The sequence below is a fragment of the Streptomyces sp. NPDC044984 genome, from assembly GCF_040646935.1.
Lineage (GTDB): Bacteria > Actinomycetota > Actinomycetes > Streptomycetales > Streptomycetaceae > Streptomyces.
The window spans coordinates 24,284-50,442 of record NZ_JBEZBE010000012.1; the positions used below are offsets into that span (position 1 = coordinate 24,284).

General features: G+C 74.5%; 21 protein-coding genes. 7 read left to right on the plus strand and 14 right to left on the minus strand.

Going from position 1 to position 26,159, the window contains the following annotated elements; translation table 11 throughout:
• Window positions 1–139: 139 nt before the first annotated feature.
• The 12 genes from AB0A94_RS15230 to AB0A94_RS15285 form a co-directional block, all read right to left on the minus strand.
• On the minus strand, window positions 140–847 hold the full coding sequence (locus AB0A94_RS15230) for a hypothetical protein (protein ID WP_361744335.1): 708 nt from the start codon (window positions 845–847) through the stop codon (window positions 140–142).
• Window positions 847–1,371: a SigE family RNA polymerase sigma factor gene (locus tag AB0A94_RS15235; protein WP_361744338.1), complete on the minus strand. Its 525-nt coding sequence runs from the start codon at window positions 1,369–1,371 to the stop codon at window positions 847–849. Before AB0A94_RS15235 ends, AB0A94_RS15230 begins: the two co-directional genes overlap by 1 nt.
• A gap of 139 nt (window positions 1,372–1,510) precedes the next feature.
• Window positions 1,511–2,083 (minus strand): hypothetical protein, encoded by a 573-nt coding sequence (locus AB0A94_RS15240; protein WP_361744341.1) that lies wholly within the window; start codon window positions 2,081–2,083, stop codon window positions 1,511–1,513.
• Between the two features lie 123 nt (window positions 2,084–2,206).
• Complete coding sequence (locus AB0A94_RS15245) at window positions 2,207–2,821, minus strand: NUDIX hydrolase (RefSeq protein ID WP_361744344.1); 615 nt, start codon at window positions 2,819–2,821, stop codon at window positions 2,207–2,209.
• 204 nt (window positions 2,822–3,025) lie between these two features.
• Complete coding sequence (locus tag AB0A94_RS15250) at window positions 3,026–3,571, minus strand: hypothetical protein (RefSeq protein WP_361744347.1); 546 nt, start codon at window positions 3,569–3,571, stop codon at window positions 3,026–3,028.
• 189 nt (window positions 3,572–3,760) lie between these two features.
• Entirely contained in the window at window positions 3,761–5,260 is a 1,500-nt protein-coding gene (locus AB0A94_RS15255; protein WP_361744350.1) for a HEAT repeat domain-containing protein, read from the minus strand.
• A 253-nt stretch (window positions 5,261–5,513) separates the two neighbouring features.
• Entirely contained in the window at window positions 5,514–8,798 is a 3,285-nt protein-coding gene (locus AB0A94_RS15260) for a GH92 family glycosyl hydrolase (RefSeq protein WP_361744353.1), read from the minus strand.
• 316 nt (window positions 8,799–9,114) lie between these two features.
• A complete protein-coding gene (locus AB0A94_RS15265) occupies window positions 9,115–10,383 on the minus strand; it encodes an ABC transporter permease (RefSeq protein WP_361744356.1) in 1,269 nt (422 codons plus the stop codon).
• Complete coding sequence (locus AB0A94_RS15270; protein ID WP_361744359.1) at window positions 10,380–11,087, minus strand: ABC transporter ATP-binding protein; 708 nt, start codon at window positions 11,085–11,087, stop codon at window positions 10,380–10,382. The genes AB0A94_RS15265 and AB0A94_RS15270 overlap by 4 nt, the downstream gene beginning before the upstream one ends.
• Window positions 11,084–12,421 (minus strand): peptidoglycan-binding protein, encoded by a 1,338-nt coding sequence (locus AB0A94_RS15275; RefSeq protein WP_361744361.1) that lies wholly within the window; start codon window positions 12,419–12,421, stop codon window positions 11,084–11,086. The genes AB0A94_RS15270 and AB0A94_RS15275 overlap by 4 nt, the downstream gene beginning before the upstream one ends.
• A 22-nt stretch (window positions 12,422–12,443) precedes the next feature.
• Window positions 12,444–13,409, minus strand: coding sequence for a hypothetical protein (locus AB0A94_RS15280; RefSeq protein WP_361744364.1), 966 nt, complete (start codon window positions 13,407–13,409; stop codon window positions 12,444–12,446).
• Between the two features lie 92 nt (window positions 13,410–13,501).
• Window positions 13,502–13,957 carry a hypothetical protein gene (locus AB0A94_RS15285; RefSeq protein ID WP_361744367.1) on the minus strand — a complete coding sequence of 152 codons (456 nt, stop codon included), beginning with the start codon at window positions 13,955–13,957 and terminating at the stop codon, window positions 13,502–13,504.
• A 271-nt stretch (window positions 13,958–14,228) separates the two neighbouring features.
• Here AB0A94_RS15285 and AB0A94_RS15290 point away from each other — a divergent pair, with 271 nt between their 5' ends.
• Together AB0A94_RS15290 and AB0A94_RS15295 are read left to right on the plus strand one after the other, a co-directional pair.
• The gene (locus AB0A94_RS15290) at window positions 14,229–15,023 is read left to right on the plus strand and encodes a serine/threonine protein kinase (protein ID WP_361744370.1); all 795 of its coding nucleotides are present in this window, start codon (window positions 14,229–14,231) and stop codon (window positions 15,021–15,023) included.
• Entirely contained in the window at window positions 15,020–16,582 is a 1,563-nt protein-coding gene (locus tag AB0A94_RS15295; RefSeq protein ID WP_361744371.1) for a serine/threonine-protein kinase, read from the plus strand. Before AB0A94_RS15290 ends, AB0A94_RS15295 begins: the two co-directional genes overlap by 4 nt.
• Before the next feature lie 45 nt (window positions 16,583–16,627).
• Here AB0A94_RS15295 and AB0A94_RS15300 read toward each other — a convergent pair whose 3' ends face one another.
• A complete protein-coding gene (locus tag AB0A94_RS15300; protein WP_361744373.1) occupies window positions 16,628–17,812 on the minus strand; it encodes a hypothetical protein in 1,185 nt (394 codons plus the stop codon).
• 266 nt (window positions 17,813–18,078) lie between these two features.
• On the opposite strand from AB0A94_RS15300, the gene AB0A94_RS15305 reads away from it, so the two are divergent.
• On the plus strand, window positions 18,079–18,513 hold the full coding sequence (locus AB0A94_RS15305; protein ID WP_361744376.1) for a hypothetical protein: 435 nt from the start codon (window positions 18,079–18,081) through the stop codon (window positions 18,511–18,513).
• Entirely contained in the window at window positions 18,510–20,927 is a 2,418-nt protein-coding gene (locus AB0A94_RS15310; RefSeq protein WP_361744379.1) for a tetratricopeptide repeat protein, read from the plus strand. Before AB0A94_RS15305 ends, AB0A94_RS15310 begins: the two co-directional genes overlap by 4 nt.
• A 229-nt stretch (window positions 20,928–21,156) precedes the next feature.
• On the opposite strand, the gene AB0A94_RS15315 is transcribed toward AB0A94_RS15310, so the two are convergent.
• Window positions 21,157–22,509: a phosphatase PAP2 family protein gene (locus AB0A94_RS15315; RefSeq protein ID WP_361744382.1), complete on the minus strand. Its 1,353-nt coding sequence runs from the start codon at window positions 22,507–22,509 to the stop codon at window positions 21,157–21,159.
• A gap of 1,028 nt (window positions 22,510–23,537) precedes the next feature.
• Between AB0A94_RS15315 and AB0A94_RS15320 the strand changes: the two genes are divergently transcribed.
• From AB0A94_RS15320 to AB0A94_RS15330, 3 genes are all read left to right on the plus strand, one after another.
• The gene (locus AB0A94_RS15320; protein WP_361744385.1) at window positions 23,538–23,876 is read left to right on the plus strand and encodes a hypothetical protein; all 339 of its coding nucleotides are present in this window, start codon (window positions 23,538–23,540) and stop codon (window positions 23,874–23,876) included.
• Entirely contained in the window at window positions 23,873–25,465 is a 1,593-nt protein-coding gene (locus AB0A94_RS15325) for a transporter (RefSeq protein WP_361744388.1), read from the plus strand. The genes AB0A94_RS15320 and AB0A94_RS15325 overlap by 4 nt, the downstream gene beginning before the upstream one ends.
• Window positions 25,466–25,547: 82 nt before the next feature.
• Window positions 25,548–26,156: a dihydrofolate reductase family protein gene (locus tag AB0A94_RS15330; RefSeq protein ID WP_361744391.1), complete on the plus strand. Its 609-nt coding sequence runs from the start codon at window positions 25,548–25,550 to the stop codon at window positions 26,154–26,156.
• Window positions 26,157–26,159: the final 3 nt, after the last annotated feature.

Genomic DNA, 26,159 nt, shown 5'->3' on the forward strand with positions numbered 1-26,159 from the left:
AGCGCGATCTGTCCGGGTGAGCACAGGGGCTCTCGGTGCGACGCACGCTTGGCAGTTGGCCCAGGCCACGCGCAGGGCGAGAGCGATGCGCCGTGGTCCCGGAGCGTCAACAAGATCGTCCTCGAGACGGTTCCCGGGGTCAGGGCCGGGAGGGGGCCATGGAGGCGATGTCCTTCCCGCGCGTGCTGTAGAGGGTGACGCCGTTGACGGTGAGGTCCTCGTGGAGGGGGACGTCGGCGTACCAGACGCCCCAGTCGGGCGTACCGGGCAGTCGTACCACCGATGCGGTGACCTTGCCGTCGCCGGTGTCGACGACGACGCGGCCGACGTCGACGGTGCCCGTGTACAACCCGGACAGGAAACAGCGGTCGCCCACGGTCTCCGTCATCAGGCCCACGGTGAGGCGGCGGTGGCCGACGTCGCGGTCGGCCACGCTCCGGAACTGGTGGTCCATCTCCGGTGTCGACCAGTGCTCGCCCTCCTCCGTCAGCCACAGCTCGACACCCGCACCGGCCTGGACGCGCTCACCCGGTGCCACCACCCGCACCGACCCGGCCACGTCCGGCGTGTCCGGCGGCGTCGGATGCGCCGCGACCTCGTTCCGCTGCAAAGGGCTGTGTTCCTGGAGGACGGCGCGGACCGTGACGGCGGCCAGCGGAGCCAGCAGCAGGCCGCAGCCGATCACCATCCCGGCGGTGCGTCGACGCCGTCGGGCACGGCCCGCCCGTTCGATGGCGGCCAGCGGAACGGGGGAGGGCATGAGGCCGTCGGCCACCTCACCGAACGCGTCACGCAGCCGTTCGCTTTCCTGCTGAGGCCGCGGGGAGGGCCGGGAAGTCGGGGACATCAGGGCTTCGCCTCCTGGTCGACAAGGTGGAAGGTGAGGAGGGGATGGGCGCGCAGCGCCTCCAGGCCGCGCCGGGCATGCGTCTTGACCGTGCCGACGGAGCAGTTCAGCGCCGCGGCGATCTCCTGTTCGCTCATGTCCTCCCAGTAACGCAGCACCATGACGGCACGCTGGCGGGCGGACAGGACCGAAAGGGCCTCGACGAGGACGGCGCTCTGCTCGACGGCCTCGGCGTGCCCGCCGTGCGTCCGGTGCACCGACTCGGGCAGAAACGGCATGAGCAAGTGGGCTATGCGTTTCTTGCGCACCCGGCTGATGTTGTTGTTGACCAGGGCCCGGCGTATGTAGACGTCGACCTCGTGGCGCGGGATCCTCCGCCATCGCGCGTACATCTTCGCCAGCGTGGTCTGGACGAGGTCCTCGGCCTCGTGGAAGTCGCCGGTGAGCATGTGAGCCGTACGCACCAGGCGGGGCCAGGCCACGGTGGCGAACTCGGCGAAGTCGGCGTGGCTCTCGTGCGTCACGACAACGGATTCCTTGGGGTCGGAAGTGGGGGGAGAGACGACAAGTACGGGGCCGGCGGGCGGACATGGGCGTGGGCCGGGCAAGACCGGCCCACGCCCATGGGTCACCTCCTGAGAGCCGCCAGGGCTGTCAGGGCGGCTACGGGCGGGCGGGGGTCAGGGAGGCGATTTCCTTCCCGTGCCTGTCGTAGAGGGTGACGCTGTCGATGGTGAGGTCCTCGTGGAGGGGGACGTCGGCGTACCAGACGCCCCAGCCGGGCGTACCGGCGAGCCGTACCACGGAAGCGGTGACCTCGCCGTCGCTCGTGTCGACGACGACCCGGACCGAGCTGTGCCCGGCCACGTAGACGCCGGAAAGGAAGTAGCGGTCTCCCACGGGTTCCGTCATCAGGCCGATGCTGCGGCCGCTCAGGTCGATGTTGCCGTCGACCACGCTCCGGAACTGGTGGTCCGTCTCCGGCGTCGACCAGTGCTTGCCCTCCTCCGTCAGCCACAGCTCGACACCCGCACCGGCCTGGACGCGCTCACCCGGTGCCACCACCCGCACCGGCCCGGCCGCGGCCGGAGCCGGCTCGCCGCTCTGGCGGTGGGCCTGCGCCGCGGCCGGCACCTGCGCCGGCGTGACGGCTTGCGCCACGCCCTGCACTCCTGCCAGCGCGACCGCGACCGCAACGGCGGTCACGCACTTGTTCATTACCGTCATCCGTGTCATGGATGCAGGACTCCTTGCGGATCGTTCCGATCGGACAGGGTGGAGGGCGCCTCTCCACCCCTTGTAACGCCGTCCGTTCCGCGTTCCGATGACACGGTCCGCCGCCCGATCCAGGACGGCGTCTCAGCCCGTACCGGAATCCTCGGCTGTGCCGTCGCGGGTGAGCTCCGCGAGGTGGGCGTCCAGCGGCTGAAGCCGCCCCGGCAGGGACTGGCGAAGGTCCCACCACCGGATGGCCGCGATCTCGTCGTCGGGCTGGAAGAGCCGTGCGGCGCCGGAGGACCGGCCGGTGAACAGGGCGCCGTATTCGGCACGTCGGTCGGGCGCCAGGGTGAAGCCCGCGAAGCCGACGAAACGAAGCCGTCCCCCGGGGACGTGGCCGGTCTCCTCCAGCAACTCGCGGGCGGCCGCGCGGCGAGGGGTCTCACCGGGGTCGATCCGTCCGCCCGGCAGTTCCCAGGCCCGCCGGGACCGGTCGAAGACCATCAGGACGCGGTCGCCCTGCCACAGGGCCACCAGCGCCAGGGGCAGGGGCGCGTCACCGGGCGGCTTGTCCTCCGCCGCCCGGACGAAGGAGACCAAGGCGTTGCCGCGGTCGTCGACGGCGAGCGGCAGGGAGCGAGAGGCGGCCATGGAGACATGGTGCCCGCGCTGCTCCGGTGACAGCACGACGCGTGCCCTCTCGTCCTCGAACGGTGTCCCGAGCGCGTTCGCCCGAGTGGCAGCCGGCTGCTCCATACGGCGGAATCCGCCCCTCCGGCGGTGCCGTCCGGCGAGGCCGCGCTGCCGCGGCGGGGCCACCGTCGAGATCGGCCGACGGGGATCCCGGGACCGCTTCGAGGAAGCCGCCGAGGCCCCCCGCGGGCGCCGTGCCTCCGGAGAGGCGGTCCCGCAGGTCACGCGGCGAGCGGCAGGCGCCGAGGAAGACGCGGCCACGAACGATCACTGTCCCCCGGCCCCGCGGTCAATGTCCGTGCGTCTTCCGGCGCGCCGCAGGATCGCGTGTACGTCCTCCTCGAACCGCAGGCGCCGGACGGGCGAGCGCCGGTACCCGACCGGGAACGAGAACGTGGACCGGGTCCCCGTGCGGTGTCCGACGTCGACCATCACCGCCGTGTCCAGCCCGGGCAGCCGTCCGGCCAGGAGCGGGAGGACCCAGCCCCACGTGCGCGAGTCGATCGCGTCCCCGTAGACCAGGGCGGCGCACCGGTTCGTCGCCAGTTCCTCCCGCAGGGCGCCGGCGAAGGAGCGGGCGGACCGCGGACCGTCCCAGTCGACGTGCTCGCCCAGTTCGCCGGAGTCCGTCCGCACCACGACGTCGTCGTCGCCGTCACGGAGTGTGATCCACTGCGGCCGGACGCCCCTGCGGCGGGTCCATGCCCTGGGGGCGATCCGCACGACGGTCTCGAGGACGCGGATGTAGTCCGCGCGCACGTGAGCCGGAAGGGAACCGAGTTCGGCCAGGATCGCCTCGCCCCGTACTGTCATGAACGCCCCGGACATGGTGTGGTCCCGACCGGCCGTGGGCCGATGCGGCCCGGCTCCGGCGGCGCACCGTGAGGAACGCGCCGGGCGTTGCGCGCGCGGTCGCGCGAAGCCGGGGAGCCGTAGGCCCGGTGGACATCATTCCACGCCGCTGCCCGGGGACCGGTCCCGCGGACCGTTCGGCCGGGACGGTCAGGGACGCGGGCGGCGGCCGGACGCGGAGCCCCGGGCGGGCCCGAGGGCGTCCAGCGCGTCGGCCGCGGCCTGCCGCAGCCGGGGTGACGCGTCCGAGGTCAGGGCGGTCAGCCGGGCGCTCACCCGGGCGCTGTCGGGCAGGGGTCCGGTACCGGTCCCCGCCCACCGGGTGAGGCCGAGGGCGGCGTGGTAGCGGACGGCTTCGTACGGGTCGTCCAGGCCTCGCACGAGGCGCCGCAGGTCGCCGGCCGTCCCGTCGGGGTCCAGCAGGGACAGTGCGGCGGCCCGGACTTCCCCGTGGGACGCCCGGTCGGCAAGGCGGCGCGCGGCGGGCAGGGCCTGGGCGAGCCCGGCGAGCGCGTTGCGCGTGCGCCATACGTCGTGTCCGTCCGCCAGGTGCGCGGCCAGGGCCCAGGCCACCGCATGCCGCTCCCACGGCCGCAGCCCGTCGTCGACGAGCGCGCCCAGGCCGTCGAGCGCACCGCCGCGCAGGCCGGCGTCCGCGTCGTCGAGGAGCGGGAGCAGCCGCCACACGGCGTCCCACGCTCCCGACTCACCGATGGCCGCGGCGGCGGCCGCCCGGGTGAGGCCGGGCAGCGCCCGGTCGTCCAGTGCCGCCCGCAGCCGCTCGGCGGCGGCCTCGGTGCGGATGCCCCCGAGGGCGCGCGCGGCGCGCGGCCCGGCCACGGGATCGCCCAGCCACCGCACCGCGGGACCGAGTGCCCGGGGGTCGCTCCACCTGCCGAGCGCGACGATCAGCCACGCCGCCGTCTCCGGGTCACGCTCGCCGTCGAGGGCCACGGCCAGCGCGTCGCCCACGGGGCCGGGGCCGGTGGCGAGCAGCCGTCTCACCACCGCGGTCCGCACCTGCGCGGAGGGATCGCGCAGCCCTGCGAGCAGCGAGTCGAGCAGCCGCCCGGTGCAGCGGGCCGGCAGCATCTCCAGGGCCCGGGCCCGGGCGGCTCCCGTTCCCTCCCGGGCGGTGCGCACCACCTCCGCCCGGACGGCGGGGACGTCCCGCAACCGGTGCACCAGGCTGTGGGCACGCCCCCACACGGCGGGGTCCGCGTCACCGAGCGACTCCACCAGCGCCACGGGGTCGCCGGGTGAGCCCAGGGCGGTCAGGGCGGTCAGGGCGTTGATCCGCAGGTGCCGCTCCGGGTCGCGCAGCAGCCGCGCGTACGCCTCCGTCGCCGGCCGGTCGTCCAGCCCGAGCCGCAGCGCGGCGAGCGAGGCGGCGCGCCGCACCTCCGGCCGCGGATCGCCCATCAGCCGCACCAGCACCCCGGGGCCGGCCTGCCGCTCCCCGAGCCGGCCCAGGCCGTGCGCGGCGGCCGCCCGCACCCGGGGGTCCGGGTCGCCGGCGGCCCCGACGAGGGCGGCGGCGTGTTCGGGGCGGCCGGTTCTTCCCAGCCCTTTGGCCGCGGCGGTGCGGCGGTCCGGGTCCGGGCTCCCCAACTCCCGCAGGAAATGGGCGATCTGATGTTCGGCAGACATGACACCCCGGTAAGTCGGACTCCCGAGCCGTCCGGAGGTTGTACGGCGGAGCTCCCTCCCCGGCCCGCACGCCCTGCCGGCGGGCCCGCCCGGGCGCCCGTCGGCCGAACCGTGGAACGAGGGAGCGCCCCGGGGCGGCGCCGGTGCGCGGCGGCCCGTACGCGGGTGGCGGCGTGACCGTCCTGGTGTTCCCGGCAGCCGCCACCGAGCGGCCTCCCGGTCGGGAGACGGGGGCCGGCGAACGGACGGAGTCCTACCCGAGGGTGATCGCGTAGACCTGCACCCGCGGATCGTTGCGCAGGCCGACGGAGCGCACCGTCTTCGACGCGTCGAGGTCCGCGGAGGAACCGAACAGCCGCACCGGCGGGCCGTCCACACCCTGCCCGCGCTTGATCCGGTGCGGCATCTCCAGTGCGACGGAGCCGCCCTGCGGTGCCGCCCCCGCCCAGTCGCCCACGGTGACCGGCAGTTCGGCGGTGGTTCCGTCGGTGTAGCGGACGGTGAGCACGGTCGTCACCGGGCCGTGGTGGGCCGCCGCGACCAGGCGCAGCCTGCCGTACGACCCGGCCGGGAGCAGCACGGCCTGACCGCGGGCCTCGACGAAGTTCGGGGCCGTCCCGGACGGATCGGGGGCGTCGTAGGTCACGCCGTCCCAGACGACCGGACCGGCCGCGGGCAGCAGGTCACCGTCGTAGCTCCAGCCCCCTCCGTCGAAGTCGCCCTCGCCGGAGGCGGCGACGGTCGCGGTACCGTCGTGGTTCACCTCCTTGCCGAGGTCCACGGCACACTGCCCCTCGGCGTCCGCCGCGCAGCGGGCCGCGGCGCGCACCTCGATGGTCGCCGTACGTTCCACGCTCTTCACACCCTTCGCCGTCGCCGTGATGCGCACGGAGTACGAACCCGGCGCGGTTCCGGCGGGCACGGTCACGTCCACCGCCGCGGTCCGCTGGACCGGAAGCCGGCGGGAGGTGAGCGAGAAGGGCTCGGAGGTCTTCACGGTCCAGCCGTCGGGAGTCTTCGCGTCGACGCCCACCCGCAGCGTGCCGGGGGACTGGCCCAGCACGTCCAGCCGCAGCCGGACGCTCTGTGCGCTGTCCGCCGTCGGCAGGACGTCGGAACCGGTGCGCAGGGACGCGTCCAGGTGCCGCCGGGAATCGGCCGGCGCGCGGTTCACGGACGGCGGCTCCGCGCCCTTGCCCGTACCCCACGCCGACGGCTCGTCGGCCATCTCGAAGGCGAGCTTCCCGCCCTTGGCGACCGCGTCCCAGTCCAGCCAGGTGGCACGCAGGTCCTTCCCGCCGAATTCCGCCCGCTTGACGTAGCGCCGGGTGTCGCTCGCCCCCGGTGCCCTGACGGTCAGGGTGCCGCCCTGCTCCTTCCCGTGGGCGCCGATGCGGATGACCGCCGACGGGAACTGCGGGCTGGAGACGGCGAGGAAGTCGCCGCCGTTCGTCGTCGGGTACAGGCCCAGGGAGGAGAAGACGTACCAGGCCGACATGGTGCCCAGGTCGTCATTGCCGGTCATGCCGTCGGGTCCGTCCGTGAAGAGCGTCATCGCGGCGCGGACCACGGTGGCGGTCTTGGCGGGTGCGCCGGCCCACAGGTACATGTACGGGGAGTGCAGGTCGGGCTCGTTGTTCGGGTTGTAGGTCGGCTTCCCGTAGTAGTCGTACGGTGCCGAGATCCAGTCCTCGCGAGCGGTTTTGGCGGGGTCCGCGAGGAGCTTGTCGTAGGCGAAGAAGGCGTCGAGCCGCTTCTCGGTCTCCCGCTTGCCGCCCATCAGCGACACGAGCCCGGCCGGGTCCTGGGGCACCAGCCACTGGTACTGGTGGGCGCCGCCCTCGTGGAACTGGTGGCCCGCCTCGACGGGGTCGTAGGGCGTCAGCCAGGTGCCGTCGGTCGTGCGCGGCCGGAACTGCTGGATGGAGGAGTCCCACAGGTTCCGGTACCACTGGCCGCGTGCCGCGAACATCCGGGCGTCCGCGGTGTGCCCCAGGCCCTTGGCCATGAGGGCCAGCGACGCGTCCGCCGCCGCGTACTCCAGGGTCGCCGAAGCGGGATGACGGCAGTCGTTGTCACCGCCCTTGTCCGGGCAGTCCTTCCCGGGTTCCAGACCGCTGGGGACGTAGCCGCGTTCCTGATGAGCGTCGATTCCGGCACGGCCGTTGTAGGGGGAGTCGTCCGGCGGCGTGCTCAGGGCGTTCTTCCTGAGGAGCGCGTACGCCTCCTCCTCGTGGCCCGCGAGCAGGCCCTTGGACCACGCCTCGACCAGGAAGGGCGTCACCGGGTCACCGGTCATGATGTTGGTCTCGCTGTTGGCGAGCGACCAGCGCGGCAGCCAGCCGCCGTCCCGTCCGATCGCGACGACCGACAGCGCGACATCACGGGCGACCTTCGGCTGCAGCATCTGGAGCAGCTGGTTCTGCGGCCGGTGGGTGTCCCACAGCGACAGGTTCTGGTACGGCGTGAACCCGGACGCGGTATGGGTCTTCCCGTCGAAGCCCGCGTAGCGGCCGTCGACGTCGCCCGCGAGATTCGGGTGCAGCTGCGCGTGGTAGAGGGCCGTGTAGAACGCGCGTCGACGCTCGGTGGACCCGCCGCCGACCGTGACGGAGGCGAGCTGCCGCTCCCACGTCTCGTGCAGTGCCGCGCGGGTGGCGTCGAAGTCGTACGAGTCGTCCGTCTCCGCCTTCAGGTTCTTCCGGGCGCCTTCGAGGCCCGTGTAGGAGAGGCCCACCTTGACGACGACATCACGGTCCGTGCCGGCGTCGAAGGTCACCCACGCACCGTTCCCGCCCTCGCCGGCCGCGTCCCGCTCACCGGGGGAGGGGGTGGAGCCCCGCCATGTGCCGTGCGAGGCGAACGGCCGGTCGAACGTCGCCGTGAAGTAGACGGTGTGCCGGTCCTTGCCCGCGCAGAAGTTGCCCGCCTCGACACGGCCCTCGACCGTCCGGTCGCCGACGACACGCACTTCCGAGCTGTACACCCGCTGGTTGGCCTTGCCCGTGTTGAACAGGACGTTGGCCCGGTCGGTCGAGGGGAAGGTGTAGCGCTGCCACCCCGTGCGGGGTGTGGCGGTCAGCTCGGCGTCGATGCCGTACGTCTTCAAACCGACGCGGTAGTAGCCGGGTTCGGCGTCCTCGTCGTCGTGCGAGTAGGCCGAGCGGTAGGCATCGGGGTCGACGCTGTCGACGGCTCCGGTCGTCGGCATGAGCGGCAGCTCGCCCATCACGGAGCAGCCCACACCGGAGAGGTGGGTCTGGCTGAATCCGTGGATCCTGTCCTGCTGGTAGTCGTAGCCCCCCTGGCCGCCGGTGTCCGGGCTGACCTGGACCATGCCGAAGGGGGCACTCGCACCGGGAAAGGTGTTGCCGAAGTTCTGCGTGCCGATGAACGGGTTGACCAGGGAGGTGAGTCGGGGAGCGGCCGCGGGGGCCTGGGCGGCGGCCGGTGCCGGGCCCAGGGCGCCGCCGGCGACGAGCAGTGCGGCGAGGACTGCCGATGCGCGGTGACGCAACCGGCGGAGGGGTCTGTGCATGGAAGTGGTCTCCTGTTCCTCACCCGTCATGTGCTGCGCGACATGAGGGGTGATCTCCGAGCGGCGGACGGAGCGGGCACGAGGGAGCGCCGGTCCGAGAGGGCCCGGCGCTCGTACGTCTCCTTGGGTTCATGCGGGAGAGGGCGGCAGTGTGCGGGGCATCGCGGTGAGTCTCCCTTTGCGGCGCGATCAGCGGCACTCGGCTGGACGGAAGCGGACTAGATCACGCACTTGACATCGTTGTCAAGACTTTTGGCGCCGGCACCTCACCTTGAGGCGAAGCGCCACTTGGGCGTTGCCGGCCCGGCCGGCACGCTCAGTGGCGGAACGCGTCGACCGGCTCGATGCGCGCCGCGCGGAGCGCCGGATAGGCGCCCGCGACGAGACCGGTCGCCAGCCCGATCACGGGAGCCAGGACGGCGACGGTCAACGGCAGCACCGGCGTCCACCGCTGGACGACGGCGACCGCCACCACCGCGACGACGCCGGCCGCGGCGCCGACCAGGCCGCCGACACCGCCGATCAGCGCGCTCTCGGTGAGGAACTGCGCCACCACGTGCCGCCGGCGCGCGCCCAGCGCCCGGCGCAGCCCGATCTCCCCGGTGCGCTCCAGGACGGCGATGAGCGTGGTGTTGGCGATACCGACCGTCCCGATGGCCAGGCTGACCCCCGACAGGAGGAGGAACAGACTGTCCAGGTCGGTGCTCACGTCGTTCCTCAGGGTGCGCGGATCGGGCGGCGCCACGGCCTGCAGTACGTCCGGCCGGTCCGGCCGCAGGGCGAGCGGGAGCTGCCCCGCGACGTCGGCGGCGGCCCCCAGCTCCGTGTCGACGATCATCCGGGCGGGCTGGTCCCGTTTGCCGGGCGGCCCCCACATCCGGTGCGCGGTGCCGCGCGGCACGATCACGGAGGACAGCACCTCCGCCTTGCGCTCGACGTCACCGACGATGCCGATGACGGTGAACGGCGTCCCGCCGATGAAGATCACCGGCCGCCGGTCGAGCCGGCTGACGCCCAGGCGCCGCGCGGCGCCGGAGCCGAGGACGGCCACCGGTTCGGCCCGGTCGTCCAGGACGGAGTCGAAGAGCCGCCCGCCCTGCAGGGTGGCGCGCAGCGCGGGAAGCGTCCCGGCGGAGGCGGCGATGACGGGCAGCCGCTGCGCGGACGCGCCGGGCAGCGGCACGCCGGTGATGTCCCCGACCCGCGCGGAGGCGAGGGCGTAGTACGTCCCGGCGCTGCGCACCCCCTCGATCCGGGCGGCCCTGGCGTCGGCGTCCGCCGGGAACGGCGAGCCGTCCGGGCTCCCGGCCGCGTCCTGGGCGCCGGCCGACGGACGCACCGTCACCTCGGTCGCGGTGAGCGCGGTGAACCGCTCCGAGATCTGCCCGGAGGCACTCGCGGTCATGCCCAGGACGGCCACCACGGTGCCGACGCCGAGCACGACGCCGACCATCGTGAGCATCGTGCGGACGGGCCGCTGCAGCACCCCCGCCAGTGCCTCGCCGAGCAGGTCCCGGACGGACAGGCGCGCCGTGGGGCCGGCCGCGGCGGCACGGCCGGGGGAGGGGGAGGGGGATCGCGTCATGTGGCCGGCATCCTCGTGGTGCGGTCCTCGGTGAGGACTCCGTCTCTCATCCGGACGACCCGGCCCGCGCCGGCGGCCACCGAGGCGTCGTGCGTGATCACGACGACGGTGACCCCCTCCCCGTGCAGTTCGGCGATGAGGTCGAGCACGGTGCGGGCGGTGGCGGAGTCCAGGTTGCCCGTGGGCTCGTCGCACAGCAGGAGCGACGGCCGTACGGCCAGGGCGCGGGCGATGGCCACGCGCTGGCGTTCTCCGCCGGAGAGGGTGGTGGGCTCGGCGTGCAGCCGGTGACCCATGCCGACCCGCTCCAGGGCCTGCGCCGCCAGCGCGGCGCGACGGCGGCGCGGAACGCCTCCGTACATCAGGCCCAGCATGACGTTCTCGGCCGCGGTGCGGTACGGCAGGAGGTGGAAGGCCTGGAAGACGAACCCGACGCGGCGGGCGCGCAGTTCGGTGCGCTCGGCGTCGGACAGCCCGGTCGTGTCGATCCCGTCGAGCCGGTACCGGCCCGAGGTGGGCCGGTCCAGCAGGCCGATGACGTTGAGCAGCGAGGACTTGCCGGAGCCGGACGCGCCGACGACGGCGACGTACTCCCCGCCGCGCACCGTGAGGTCGCAGGAGCGGACCGCGGTGACCGGCGGCTCCACCGGATAGACGAGTTCCAGTTCCGCGAGGTCGACGACGGGCGGCGCGGGGGAGGTCATGAGCCCTCACCCCGCGGCGCGCCCCGGCCGCCGGCGGACGTCAGCGACTCGTCCTCCGGCCGGGAGATCACCACCCGCTCGCCGTCCCGCAGCGACCCGCCGCGCTCCGGAGCCACGGCGACCATCCCGTCGGCCGACATCCCCGCCCGCACCGCGACGGTCCGCTCCTCGCCGGAGGGCAGCGACCGTACGACGTTGGTGGTGCCGTCCGGCGCGGCGAACAGGGCCGAGACCGGCACCACGAGCACCTCGCCGGAGCTGGCCGCGGTCTCGATCGTCAGCCGCACGTTCGTACCCGCCAGCCGGGCGTCCAGCGCGCCCTTCGGCCGCACGGTCAGCGGATGGCTCGACGCCCCCGTCTCCGGGTCCTGGACCAGCGCGCCCACGGCGGCGACCGTCCCCTCGGCGGACACCCCCGTGGTCTCCGAGAGGATGCGGACCGGCTGACCCTCGCGCACCAGGTCGCGCTGCCCGGGGTTGAGCCCCCCGGTGATCTCCAGGCGGCCCGACGACAGGGTCACCAGCGGCGCCTTGACCGGAGCCCCGACCGTCGCGCGGGTGGCGGCCACCCGCGCGGGGAACGCCGGCAGGAACACGAACTCGGCGGCGGGGAGCATCGGGCCGCTCCTGGCGCGCAGCGCGGCGAGGTCCTTCCGGACCCGTTCCAGCCGCTCGACGGCGCGCCCGACGCCCTGCCCCTGCCGGTCACCGCCCTCCCGGGCGGCGGCCAGCGCGTCCTCGGCCTCGGCGACCCGGTCCTGGGCGCCGGTCAGGGCCTGCTGGTCACCGGCGGTGGGCACGTCGTACCCGAGGGCCTCGTACAGGGAGCGCAGGGCGTTCTTGGTGCCCGTGCCGAACCGCCCGTCGGACTCGCCCGGGTCGTGCCCGAGCCGCTTCAACGCGGTCTGCAGCTGGGCCACGTCGTCGCCCTCGGCGCCCGGCCTGAGGTCGCGGTAGGCCGGCTTGCCGCCCGGCAGGGCGAACAGCGGGCGGCCCGAGACCTCCAGGATCACCTCGCCCGGGCGGATCTCCTGCCCCGCCCCGGCCCGGACGGCGGTGACCACGGCCTGCGCCTCCTCGGTCGAGGGCGTGACGTCGACCGTGCGCGAGGCGGTGACGTCGCCGCGCAGCAGGACGGTGGACCGCAGCACACGCCGCTCGACGGTCGTGGTCAGGGTGCTGGGCCCGGGACCCGCCGCGTCCGCGGCCACCTGCTGGGGCGAGCGGATCGCGGAACCCGCGACGAAGCCGCCGGCCAGCAGGGCCGCCGCGGCGACCGTGCCGCCCGTCAGGGTGCGGCGCCTGCCGCGCAGCGTGTTCTTCGGCACGCTCATCCACTCCCTTCGACAACCGGCGTCACTGGCCGAGGAGTTCGGCGACCCGCCGCATGACGGCCTCCTTGCCCCGGGCGTACTCCGCCAGTTCCTGGCTCTTGTCGTCCACGACGCCCTCCTGGTAGGCGCGTTCGACCGCGGCCAGGGTCTCGGCGAGGCGGGTCTGCCGTCCGCACCGCACCTCCGCGACCGCCACCGCCTTCTCCTCCGCCGAGGCGGTCGCGGTCTCCCAGCGGGGGTCCGCCCAGGCGTCCCGGGGACTGCCGTAGTCGAATCCCGCCCGCCCCATGCAGGCGCTCCACTCGGCCCGCACCCGGACCACCCTCGGGTCCTCGTCGATCTCCCTCTGGAGGTTGACGGCGAGGCCGTTGGGATAGTTCTCGTCCCAGCGCGGATCGCTGTGCTCGCGCAGGGCGCGGCGCGCCTCCTCCACGCACCCGCCGACGGGCACCTTCCGCCCGGCGACGGTGCCGGAGCCCCGGCCGGTGAGCACGGTGCGCAGCTGCGGCGACATACGGGAGCCGGTCCCGTCCTCGTCCGCCGTCGCGGCGCCGTCCGCGGACCCGCCGGCGGCGGCCGTGGACCCGCCGGCGGCGGCCGGCGCCGGATGGTAGCCGTGCCGGCGCGCGGCGGCCTCGTCGTAGCGGACGTAGGCGTCGGCGCCGTAGCGGAAGGTGTCCGGCACGTCCAGGTTCACCGGCGGCGGTTCCCACTCCAGGCCGAAGCGCCGCGCGCAGTCGGTGCGCAGCCGCTGCTCGGCCGCGAGCATCAACTGCGACTGACGCTCCGTCAGGATGTACTCGTTGAGCGGCTGCCGGATGTCGGCGGGGTCGTGCAGTTCGGTCACGGTGACGGGCGGGAGCCCGTCGTGCGGCGGCTCGTCCGCGCCTTGCGCGGAGCAGCCGAGCACGGTCAGCAGAGGGAGCAGACCGCACAGCGTCGCCCACGACGCGGCGGTCCTTCGTGTCGATCGCCCTGTGTCGCCCATCGGCCTGGTCCTCCTTCGAGTGAGGGCGCCGGACGTGCGGCGGGCGCTCGGGCCGCGGCGCGCGCGGTGCCCGGGGGCCCACCGCACCCCGCTCAGTTGCTGAAGTGGGCCCGGGCGTTGTTGCAGATGTACCAGGGCAGAACACCCCAGTCGGTGCTGCCCGTGTGGTTGTTGCAGGTACGCACGCCGAAGCCGTACGTGACGTTGTAACCCGAGGGGCGGGCACCGCCGACGGACGGGTTGTAGTAGATCGTGCGGGTCCGGTCCAGCGCGTTCACGAACAGGGACCCGTTGTTGTTGCCGATGACCTCGCCGGAGCCGGTGCCGCTGCCGAGGTACCGGTGGCCGTTGAGGTCCCAGACGTTGCCGCGGAAGTAGCTGATGGCCCCTCCGTCCTTGTTCCAGTTACCGCTCCAGCCGTAGCACATCACCTCGTCACTGGGACATCCCGCGCCGTCCGTCGCGCCGGCACTGCCGGACGACGCGAACACCGTCGCCACCGCCGCCGACGCGACAGCGAGCATCTGCAAAGACCGCCACTTCGCCACTGTTTCTCCTTCGGTCTGGTCGTGCGGACAGGGCAGAAGGTAGGAGCCGGGGCACCGCCGGCGGTCCTGACACCTGTCAGGAGGGTGCTTCGCCGGCCTGCCGGAAGAGCCCTTTCCGGCCACGGGCCCCATGGCGCGATCCGGTCGCGCGCGGCCACCGCACCGATGACTCACGGCGTCAAGCGGAGTCCCAAGCGTGTCCCCGGCAATCGCGCGGGCGACCGGCCTGGTTCGCACTACAATCCACGCGACCGACTTGGGGGAGTACCGGATGGAAACCGTCATCGTCCAGTTACCGGAGGCCACAGCGGTGGTCCCGGGGGAAACGGGCAGACCCGGACTGCTGCACCTCGGTCCCGGGGACGTCATCGAATTCGGCCGCGGCGTACCCGGAAACGGAACCACGGCGGTCAACCTGCCGGATCCCGGGATCTCGCGCCGCGCCGGGCAGTTGGAGGCCGCGGGGGACTACTGGCGGCTGTCCAACTTCAGCCGCAGCATGGCGTACGTCGTGGAGAACCTGGAGGGCGCGGGCGAGTACATCACCGTGGCACCCGGACGCCTCGGAGCGCCGGTGCCGTTCGAGTTCTCCCGGGTGGTGCTGCCGGCCCTGACCGGGAGCGCCGCCTTCAAGGTGTTCGCGCCGCAGCACGCCTACCTCGGGGAGCGGCCGGGTGACGGCGCCGGCGAACAGACCGTGCACCCCTTCGCCCTGGACCCCACGTCGAAGTACTTCCTCGTCCTCGTCGCCCTGTGCGAGCCACGGCTGCGGGACCCCTCCGACCCGGCGCTGCCCGGCGCCGGGGACATCGTGGAGCGGCTGCGCCCGCTGGACTCCTGCCGGAGCCTGACGCGCTCGGCGGTCAACTACCACATCGACTACCTCGCGTTCGCCAAACTGCGCCTGCCGCACGGCGACGAGACGACCGGCGACGGCCCGCGCACCGGCGCCAAGCGCGCCCAACTGGCCTTCATGGCACTGAGGTTCGGTCTGGTGCGCGAGGAGCACCTGGCACTGCTGCCGCCGCGCAGCCGCCGCACCGTACCGCAGGAGGCCGGCGCATGACGGCACACGAGGCACCCGACGACCTCGGCCCGGAACCGCCCAGGCTGCCGGAGGGATTCCGCATCGACGGGGAATGGGAGCTCGGCACGGTCATCGGCTCCGGGGGATGGGGCACCGTGTACGAGGCCCGCTCGCTCGCCGACGGCACGCCCGTGGCGGTGAAGGTGCTGCCGACCGGAGCCCTCGGGCCCGGCCCGCGCACCGCCTTCGGCGAACTCGTCGCCCGCGAAGTGCGGTTCAGCACCGGGGCGGACCACCCCCACCTCGTCCGCACCCGTGCCGTGCGCACCCTCGCGGTACCGGACCTGCCGGCCCTGGACGGGGCGACCGCCCTGGTCATGGACCGTGCCGAGGCCAGCGTGAAGGACGTCCTGGACGCCGCGGAGCCGGGCCGGGCGGTCGCCGACGCCGCCCGGATCCTCGGCGGCGTCGCCGCCGGCCTCGCCCACATGCACGGCGCCGGATGGGTGCACGGCGACCTCAAGCCGGCCAACGTCCTGCTGGGCGCGGGCGGGCAGGTGTGGCTGGCGGACTTCGGACTCGCGGTGGAGCTCGACGGGAGCCACGCCCATCTGCCCCCGCTCGGCACCCTGGACCACCTGCCCCCCGAGTGGTGGTCCCAGCGCACCGGAACGCTCGGCTCGGTGGTCCGGCCGACCGCCGACGTCTGGGCGTTCGGCGTCCTCGCGCACCAGGTGCTCACCGGCGGCCTGCACCCCTTCCCGGGCGCCACCGCCCGGGCCCGCTCCCTCGCGGCCCAGTCCTACGCGCGCGGCACCGCGCCGCTGCGGCTGGACGCCGGACTCGACGAGGGCTGGCGCGGCCTGATCGCCGACTGCCTCGCCCCCGACCACGCCTCCCGGCAGCCGCACACCGCGCAGCGGCTCGCCGCCCGGGTCGAGCGGCTGGTCCGGGACGCGCGCCCGCGTCGGCGGCGTACGGGACCGGCCCTGGCCGCCCTCCTGGGCCTGACCGCGGTGGCCGTCGCCGGCCTGCCGTTGCTCGCGGGAGACGACCGTGCGGGCGACGGCCGCGCGGGGGACGACCGCGCCGGCGGCGCCCCGGTCCGGGCCACCGGCACCCGGACCGGGGCGCCCGGCGCCCTGCGGCCGGACGCCGACGTGCCCGACGCCCTCCGGCCGGTCATCGACCGTGCCGCCCACCGCTGCACCGACGAGGAGGTCACACCGGCCCTGCTCGCCGCCATGCTGAAAGTGGAGAGCGACTTCGACGTGAACGCCGCCCGCCCCGCCACCGACGAGTACGGCATCGCCATGTGGACGCCGTCGGTGTTCCGCGCGTGGGCCGTCGACGGGGACGGCGACGGCGACAAGGACCACATGTCGGCGCCGGACGCGATCGCCACCATGAGCCTGTACGTGTGCTGGCTGGACCAGCGCTTCAAGCAGGAGGGGCTGCCGAAGGAGGACCTGCAGGCCCTGGTCGTCGCGGGCTACCGCACCAGCGACCGGACCGTCATCGAGGAACGCGGCGTCCCCGAACGGGTACGGCCGCACGTGGAGGAGGTGCTGCGCCACCTCGCCGCGTACGAGCGGTGAGCGGCCCCCGTCCCGCCCACCGCCCGTACCCGTCGTTCGCGGGGGCTACCGCCCGCCGCACTCCGGGACACCCGGCAGCTTGTTGTCCGGCGAACTGATGTAGATGTTGGAGATGTAGCCACCGTGCTGCGGCAGGTAGGCCCACCATTCGTTGGTGTACGGCGGCACGGTGACGACCTGGCCCCGGACCTGGCAGCCCACCAGCACCTCCACGCCCGCCGGCAGCTGCCGCAGCGGCGGCCTGCCGGTGGACGGGTCCTCGCGCACGTTGACGAACTCGCTCCACGTCCCGAACCACGTCCCGGACGGCCGCACCGCCCCCGGAACGTTCAGCGAGCGGGTCAGCCGGCCGATGTCGGTGTACGCCTTGCCGTACGAGGTGCCGAGCGGGTGCAGCGTGAGCACGGCCACGATGGACCGGTCACCGGCACCGACCGTGCCGGTGCTGTGCAGCGCGGGCCGGTCCAGGTCCACCGCGGCCGCGCCGGTCCCGGCGTTCTCGTCCGCCGTCACGCCCGCCGCGAGGGACGGTGTGCCGCAGGTGCCGTCGGGGAAGTCGCCCGACCAGCCCTGCTTCACCGCCCACGGCCGCTCGAACGCCCCGGCGATGCCGAAGTGCTGGTCGAAGCGGTCCGAGGCGCAGCGCGTGCTCTGACGCAGGTTGCCCATGACGAAGTCACGCACGGGGGCGGGCGCCCGGTCCAGGAGGTACCGGTAGATCGTCACGGTGTCCCGTGCCGAGAGCGCGGTGTAGCCCCAGAACTCCTCGTACCCGGCGGGCGGCGGCACGGTGTCGGTCAGCCCCAGCCTGGCCACCATGCGGTCGATGATCGCCGAGCGGCCGTAGTTCCTCCAGTAGTGGGTGGCCGCGGCGTCGTCGCTGCTGCGCAGCATCGGCTCCAGCCGCGCCCGGTCGGCTTCGGGGACGGTGTAGTCGGGCCCGCGGTTCCACAGGAAGTCCAGGGCCAGCAGCAGCTTGACGACCGACGCGGACCTGAACTGCGCGCCGGACGCAATCTGTTCGGTGTACGTCCCGGTCTGCCGGTCGAACACCGCGACACCGGCGGTGACACCCGCCGGCACCTGCGCGGCGGACGACACGGTGTCCCCGGCACCGGCACGCCGTTCCTCCCCGGCGGCCGCCGGGGCGACCGCACACCACGCCAGCAGCAGGACGGCCGCGGCCGCCGGTAACAGTCGCCCGGCTCCGGGCAGGGTCGTACCTCTCATCGTCACTCCGTCGTCGCAGGTTCCACCGATGATGACACCACCACGGTAGGCACCCGCGGGAGCCCGGTGACCCTGACACCTGTCAGGTCACGACGGCGCGGCCGCACGGGGAGGACGCTCCCGTCACGCCCGGCCGCAGGACGGGAGGAGGGGCACCGCGCAGCGTCACGCGCGGCCGGCCCGCGCTCTCCGGCAGCCCCGCGTCCATCATCGACTTCCCTGCGTTCGGCCATACTTGAACACCCGTTGCCGACGAGAGGACCCCCATGCTCCTGGAAGCGCTCAGCGCGTTGGCCGCCGCCGGGGGCGGCGCACTGGTCCAGGCGATGGCCACGGACGCGTGGCAGGAGTGCCGCGAGCGCACGGCCCGGCTGCTGGGCCGCGGCGATCCGCAGGAGGAGGCCCGGCAGGAAGCCCGCCTGGAACGCGCCCGTGAGGAACTGGCGGCGGCCGGCGACGACGTGGAGCAGGTCGCGGCCCGCCAGGCCGGGGCCTGGCGGACGCGGTTCGAGGATCTGCTGGAGGACGCCCCGGAGCAGGCGCAGCGGCTGCGCGACCTGGTGGCGTTCGTCCGGGAGCAGGCGCAGGCGGGCGGCGTGGCCGCCGGGCAGGTCACCGTGCACGCGACCGCGTCCGGCCAGGCGCAGCAGGCGGTGCAGGGCCAGGGCGAGCAGCACAACACCTTCCGGGCGCCCCGGTGACGGCAGGGACGGACCGGCCGCCGGCGGACCCGCCGGGCGCGACACCGGCCGTCGGGGCCCCCGGCGCCTCCGTGACGGTCGGCATGGACGCGAGCGCGACCGGCCGGGCACAGCAGGCCGTCGTCGGGCAGGGCGTCCAGCACAACCACTTCTACGGCGCCCCCGCCGCCGAGCGGCCGGGGATCGAGCTGAACACGCTGGTGCCGCCCCCGTCGGTCCTGGTCGGCCACACCGGGCTGCTCACGGATCTGGCCGCCGTCTGCGAGGCGGCCCTGACCGAGCGGCGCGCCCCGGCCGTCGCGCTGCTGCACGGCACGGGGGGCGTCGGCAAGTCCGCCCTTGCCCGCGCCCTCGCGGACCGGCTGGCCGGTGCCTTCCCGGACGCCCGGTTCGAGGTGGACCTGTTCGGGTTCACCCCCGGCAGCACGCCGCGCGAGCCGGGCGAGGTCCTGGCGGAACTGCTGCGGCTGGCCGGCTTCGACGGCTCCGACATCCCCACCGGCACGACGGGCAAGGCCCAGCTGTGGCGGGCCTGGCTGGCGGACAGAAGGGTGCTGCTGCTCCTCGACAACGCCCGCGAGGCCGCGCAGGTCGAGCCGCTGCTGCCCGGCCCGGCGAGCGCCGGCCGCTGTCTGGTGCTGGTCACGAGCCGGCACCGGCTCGCGGGGCTGGACGCGGTGGTCCGCGAGGAGGTGTCCCTGCTGCCGCCGGACGAGGCCGTGGAACTGCTGCTGCGGATCGCGGGCCGGTCACCGGCGGACGGGACCGGCGGGCCCGGCGAGCGGGAGGTGCTGCACGAACTCGCCCGGCTGTGCGGCCGGCTGCCGCTGGCCCTGCGCCCCGTCGGCGCCCTGCTGGCCGACATGGACCCGGTCGGCCTGCTCGCGGTCATGCGGTCCGCGACCCGGCCCCTGGAGCAGCTCGACGACGCCGACCGGGAGGCGGCCGCCGCGTTCACGGTCTCGTACGAGGCCCTGAGCGCGGACCTGCAGGCCATGCTGCGCACCTGCGTCTGGCACCCGGGGCCGGACTTCGACGCCGCCTCGATAGCGGCGCTGGCCGGGATGCCCGCGGAGCTCGCCACCGTGCGCCTGGTCCGGCTGCTGCAGCGCAGCATGCTGACCTCGCTGCCGCAGCGCCGGTACGTCTTCCACGACCTGTTCGTGGCGTACGCGCGGGGGCTCGTCGCCGTCCAGGACTCCCGTGAAACCGTCGAGCGGGGCCGGCGCAGCCTCTACCGGCACCTGGACGGCGTCACCGGCACCGCGCACGCCCTGCTGTACGGGGCGGCGGCCCCGGCCTCGGGCACCGGCCCCTTCGACAACCCGGACCACGCGCGGATGTGGAGCCACGCCGCCTTCGATGAGCTGTGCGGCGCGGCCCGGGCCGCGCTGGGCGAGGGATGGGAGACGGGAGGGAGCCTGGCCCGGCGGACCGCACGGCTGCTGTACGTGGACGGCCGTGAGGAGCAGGCGGCCGCGCTGTACGCGGACGTCCTGGCGGCCGCCGAGCGGGCCGGGGACGAGGCGGGGCAGGGCCGGGCCCGCACGGCCCTCGCCGACATCGCCCGGGACCGGCGCCGCCACGACGAGGCGGTCGCCGGGTTCGAGGAGGCGGCGCTGCTGCTCCGCCTGGCCGGGGACGAGGCGGGGGAGGCCGACGCGCTGCGGGGGCTGGGGGAGGTCGCCCGGGCGCGCGGCGACTACGCGGCCGCGACGGAACACTTCGAGGAGGCCCTGCGGTGCGCGCGGGCGGCGGACGACCCGGCGGGGCAGGGCTACGCGCTGACCGGCCTGGCCCATGTCGCGCGCGTCCGCGGTGAGCACGGCCGGGCGCGGGAGGGATTCCGGGCGGCGGTGGAGCTCCAGCGGCGGGCCGACGACGGCATCGGCCTCGCCTATGCGCTGCGCGGCCTCGGCCACGTCGCCCGGGCAGCGGGTGAACTCGGCGAGGCGACCGGGTACTTCCGGGAAGCGGTCGCCCTCCACCGGCGGGCCGGGAACCGCTTCGGGCAGGCCTTCGCGCTCAACGCCCTCGGCGGCATCGCGTACGAGCAGGGACGGAACGGGGAGGCCGCCGCGTACTTCGGGGACGCTCTCGTCCTGCACCGGGCGGTCAACAACCCCGCCGGGGAGGCGGAGTCCTCGGCCGGTCTGGCCCGGGTCGCCCTGGCCGGGGGCGACCCGGAGCGGGCCGCGGCGGGCATGAGGGACGCTCTGGCCCTGCTCACCGGGATCGGCGACCGCCCCCGCCAGGCCGCCGTGCACGGTGAACTGGCGGCCCTGGAGGCCGGAGCCGGCCGTATCGCCGCGGCCCGGGAGCACTACACGGCCGCCCACCGCCTGCAGACCGCTCTCGGCCTGACCGGCGCGGCGGCCCGGACCGAACAGGCCCTGCGCGACCTGCCCGCCTGACGTCCCGCGCCGCGCCCACCCGGCGGGACCGGTGCCGCGGAGGCCGCACGGCTCCCACGACCGGGACGGCGGGGCGCCCCCGCGCGAGGCGGCGGGATCCGCGCGCGCCCCGCGCCGGCGCTCCCCGTCGGAGCGCCGGCGGACCGGCGCGGCCGTGGCCGGGGACCGGCCCGGGCGCGCCACGGCGGCTTCGCGGCGGGGAGCGGCGGACGGGCCGGTGCGGTACGCCTCAGATCAGTTCGGGTTGCGGTTCCGGTCGCCGCGCCGGTGCGGTCCTCGGCTCCCACAGCGCGGTGGTCCGTACGTAGCCGTAGACCACCGAGGCCGTCGCCAGCACCAGCAGCGGTCCGGCCACCCAGGGATACTGGGCCATCGTCAGCGGCAGGAACCGGTAGGACAGCAGGAGCGCGGCGAAGACCGTCGCGCCGTAGACGGCCAGCCGGATCCCCGACCGGTCCCAGCCCCGGTCGAACGAGCGCAGTGCCGCCTCGATCGTGAGCGTGAACACCACGCCGGCGAGGAGGTCCGCGCCGTAGTGGTAGCCGAATCCCAGCGTCGCGGCGAGCGTGGCGACCAGCCAGAACGTTCCCGCGAACCGCAGGACGCGGGGTCCCTTCCGGGAGTGGATGAAGATCGCGGTGGCCCACGCCGTGTGCAGGCTGGGCATGCAGTTCCGCGGGGTGATCCCGTCGAACGGCATGGGGTGCGGGGTGTCGACCGGCGGCGGCGTCCGCGGCCACAGGTCGGCCACGGCCCAGGGCTCGCTGGGCGGCATGTCCGGCGCCCACAGGCTGACCGCCGCCCAGTGCTCGGTGCCCGTGCCGTAGGCGAAGAGCGGCCCGACCACCGGGAAGATCATGTAGAAGGCGGGCCCGACGAGGCCGATCACCAGGAACGTGCGCACCAGGTGGTGGCGCGGGAAGCGGCGCTCGGCCGCCACGTGACGCAGCTGGTACAGCGCGGCGACGACCGCGGCCACCGCGAGGTTGCCGTAGACGAAGTCGAGGAAGTTGAAGCCGACGGGGCCGGTGGCCGTCACGATCCGGCCCGCCAGCCACGACGGGTCGCCCAGCGCGTGATCGGCGGTGGCCACGTACTGGTCGAGCACCGTCAGGCGGGTCTTCGACGTGATGAACAGCCAGGTGTCACCGGTCTTGCGGCCGGCCACCAGCAGCAGGGCCAGTCCGACGCCTTTCAGGAGCAGGACCCGTTCCCGGCCGGTGCGGCGGGTGACGGCGACGACCGCACCGCCCAGGATCACCCACAGGGCGCCGTTGCCGAAGGGGTGGCCGCCGTTCGTCCCGGCGTCGGCCGCCCACCGGACCACCAGGAAGGCGACGTCGATGCCGATCGCCGTACCCACCGCGACGAACCGTTCCCGCCAGGTGAGCACCACCGTCATCAACGCCAGGGCGGCGTACAGCAGTCCGCCCGACTTGGGGGCGTACACCACCTCCCGCACCTGGTTGGTGATCGGCCCCGGCAGGCCGTAGTGACGCGCGGCGAACTCCAGCGCGACGAGGAATCCGAGGGTCACGGCACCCGCCGCGGTCCAGAGGGCCGTCCGCGGCCGACGCCACACGGAGAGCGCGGTTCCCCGGTTCGTTCGCGAAAAGTTCTGCGGTGGTATGTGTCTCACTTTTGGCTGCTTTGTTAGATGTCGGTCATGTCAGGGAGGGTTCCGCTCGTCACCTTGCGGCCAAAGCCGCCTTCCCCCTCCCAAGGGCGGCCCGTCGGAGCAAGACGGAAAGACCGCAGCCCGGGTTCCGGCGAGTCCGCCGTCGCCCGTGCGCCATCCGCCGGCTCCGGTGCGGGGCACCCTTCCGGCACTCCCACCCACGGGTCCGGCGGCAGTCCGGCCAGTGCTGCTCTCCGCGCCGTAGGCCGCTCGCACCACGGCGGGACGACGCCGTCGCGGGCGACTTCCGCGGAGACCCGCGTCGCGGCGGCGGAGGAGTCAAGGGGCTCGCTCGGCGGACATACGGGGATCGCCGGGCACCGGCCCGGGCACGGCCACGAGGCAGTCGGACAAGGAGCACCGGCCTCGTGACACCCTCGGCCGGGGCAGGCCCGGCCGAGGTGCGCGCGGGTGCGGCGCGGTCACCCCGGCAGCGTCCCCGCTGCGTCCCCCAAAGCCCCGAGACACCTCACGCCCCCTCGATCCGCCCCTGTACGCCACCTGTGCCCCCGTTGTGCCCCCAGGCCCTCGCGCCGAGCGAAGCACAACGAATCCATGCAGGTCAATAGCCCTGCGGGAGCCGTGCGGGTGCGCGAGCACCGTAACTTCCCGGGCCGCGGTGGGCGGAGGAACCGACATACCGGACGGCCGGTGCGAAGTGCCGTGCCCGACACCGCCCGCGGCCACACACCGCCCACACCGGGAAGCCGGCGGCGGCCCGGCATCATCGCACGGCCGGGCCGTGCGGCCGCTCGGGCTCTTGGTCATGCGGTGACCGTTCACCGTCCGCGCGGCTCCGGATTGGGCGGGAGAACAGATCTGCGCTCGGGGCGTGCGGGTTCGCGCAGGGGTCTGATTGACTCCGCGCCCACCCCCACACCCGTATACGCACCCCTTCCGGGGTGCCGGACCGACGTGAGCGGAGCCTCCCCATGTCCTTCGGACCGCAGCCCTGGCCCGGGCCGCCGCACCATGACGCGCCGGCGGACGACGCGCGGCCCGCGACGGAGCACGAGCGACGCGACGACGGGGAGGCGGCGCGACTGGCCGTCGGGCTGCGGCTCGGCGTCCGGATCGCCGCCGCCTGGCTGCTCTACGTGCTGCCCGCCGCCCTCGTACCGGCCGTGTACGGCGCGCGGATCGCCGGACCGGTGAGCCTCGGCGTGCTCCTGGCCGTGGCGCCCCTGGCCGTCGGTGTGCACGCGCTGGTGGTGTACGGGCGGCGGGTCGACCGGCTCGAGCGGCGGCCGGGCGCCCGGAGGTGGTCGTGACCACGCTGCTCGATCCCTCGTCCCGGTCCCTCGTCCTCGCCGTGTTCTCGGTGTTCGTCGTGATCTGCCTGATGCTGTGCATCGTCACCGGCGCCGACGAGGACGACCGGGCCCTCGTCCGGTCCGACAGCCGCCGGCTGCGCTCCTGGCAGCAGGGCATCGCGATGGGCGGCGACACCACCACGGTCGCGACGGTCACCGTGCTGGTGGGCATGGTCGCCACGACCGGCTTCGACGGGCTCGGCGTCATGCTGGGCAGCCTGATCGGGGTCGTGCTGCTCCTCGTGCTGATCGTCGAACCGCTGCGCGGGCACGCCTCGCTGACGGCCGCGGACCTGCTGGACGCGCGCGGCAGCGGCGGGACGGCGGTACGCGTCTCGTGGGGCGTGGTGACCCTGCTTGTCTGCTTCCCGCTGCTGGTCGTGCAGTTGGTGGTGGTCGGCAACGTCGCCGCGGCGCTGATCGGGCAGCCCGGCGCGCGCACCGGCTGCATCGTGGTGATCGGCTGCGTGATGACGGCGCTGGCCGTCAGCGGCGGGATCCGGGGCACGGGCGTGGTGATGATCGCGAAGTCGGTGATCACCCTGCCGGTGCTGGTGGTCACCGCCGGGCTGGTGCTCCACCGCTTCGGCTGGGACCCCGGACGGCTGCTCGACGCCGCCGCGCACGGCTCGCGGACGGGCGGGGCGTACCTGCGTCCGGGCGGCTACACCGGTGAGGGGTGGGTGGGGGCCGTGAACCGGATCGGGCAGACCTTCGGCATGACGATGGCCACGCTGGCGATGCCCGCCGTGCTGATGCGGGCCATCGCGACGAAGAGCCCCCGTGGTGCCCGGACCGTCGGCCGTTGGATGCTCGGCGAACTCACCCTGCTGTACGGCACGCTCGCCGTCGTCGGCGTCGGCGCGGCGGCCCTCGCCGGCGAGGCGCTGCGCGAGGCCGGTCCGGCGGCGCAGGTGTTCACGCCGCTGCTGCTCGGACGGGCGCTCGACGGCGGTGGCGTCCTGGTCGCGGCCCTGGCCTGCGTCCTCTTCCTCACCGCGCTCGCGGCCGTGGTGGACGTGACCCTCGCCGCCGGCATCGCCCTGGGACGGGACGTGCTGGGTGCGTCCGCCAAGCCCGCCAAGTCCGTCGGCAGGCGCCCGGCGGGCACGGCGGACGGTGCCGCGTCGCGGTGGTCGGCGGCGCTGACGGGGGCCCTCGCCGCGGTCGTGGCGGTCGTCGTCGCCGACTGGAACCTGGTGGTCGTCTCGACGCTCTGGCTCGCCGTCTGCGGCGCCGCCCTCGCGCCCGTCCTGCTGTACGCCCTGTACTGGCCCGGGTTCACCGCCCGCGGCGCGCTGTGGTGCCTGTGGGGGGCCACCGTGCTGAGCGTCGTGGCGCTCGCGCTGTCCCCGTACGCGTCCGGCACACCCGGGTCGATCTTCCCGGGGCACGACTTCAGGATCTGGGACGTGACGATCCCGGGCCTGGTGACGGTGCCGGCCGGATTCCTGCTGGGCTGGCTGGGCAGCGTCACGGACCCGCGCCGGGCGGCGGCGGACGGCGCACCGGATCCGGAGCGCCGCAGGGAACCGGACACCGTCTGAACCGTCCGCGTGCCGCCCACCGATGAGTTCCGGCGGGTGGCACGGTCGTATCCGGTACACGCACCCGGATGTGGAGGACACCATGCCACGGAAGATCACCGCCGGCCTGTTCATCTCGCTCGACGGCGTCGTCGAGGCGCCCGACCAGTGGCACTTCCCGTACTTCAACGACGAGATGGGAGCCGCCGTCGGCGCGGGCCTGGACACCACGGAGATCCTGCTCTTCGGCCGCAGGACGTACGACAGCTTCGCCGGCGCCTGGCCCGGGCGGGAGGCGGCGGGCGGCGAGGACGCGGGCTTCGCCAAGCAGCTCGGCGACCTGCGGAAGATCGTTTTCTCGCACAGCCGGCTCGACCTCGAGTGGCGCAACTCCGAGCAGGCGCGGGGTGACGTCGCCGAGGTCGCCGCCGCGCTGAAGGACGAGCCGGGCGGCGACATCGCGCTGAGCGGCTCGGTCTCCGTCGTCCGGCAGCTGCTGGCCGCCGGCCTCCTCGACGAACTGCGCCTGCTCGTCCACCCGATCGCCGTACGCAAGGGCATGCGCCTGTTCGACGAGGGCGAACCGCCGATCCCGCTGAGGCTGCTGAGCTCCGAGACGTTCACCACGGGCGTGCTGAACCTCGTGTACGGGCCCGACACCGCGCCGCCGACGGGCGGTTACGAGGAAGCCGTCGCCACGCTCGGGGAGTGAGGG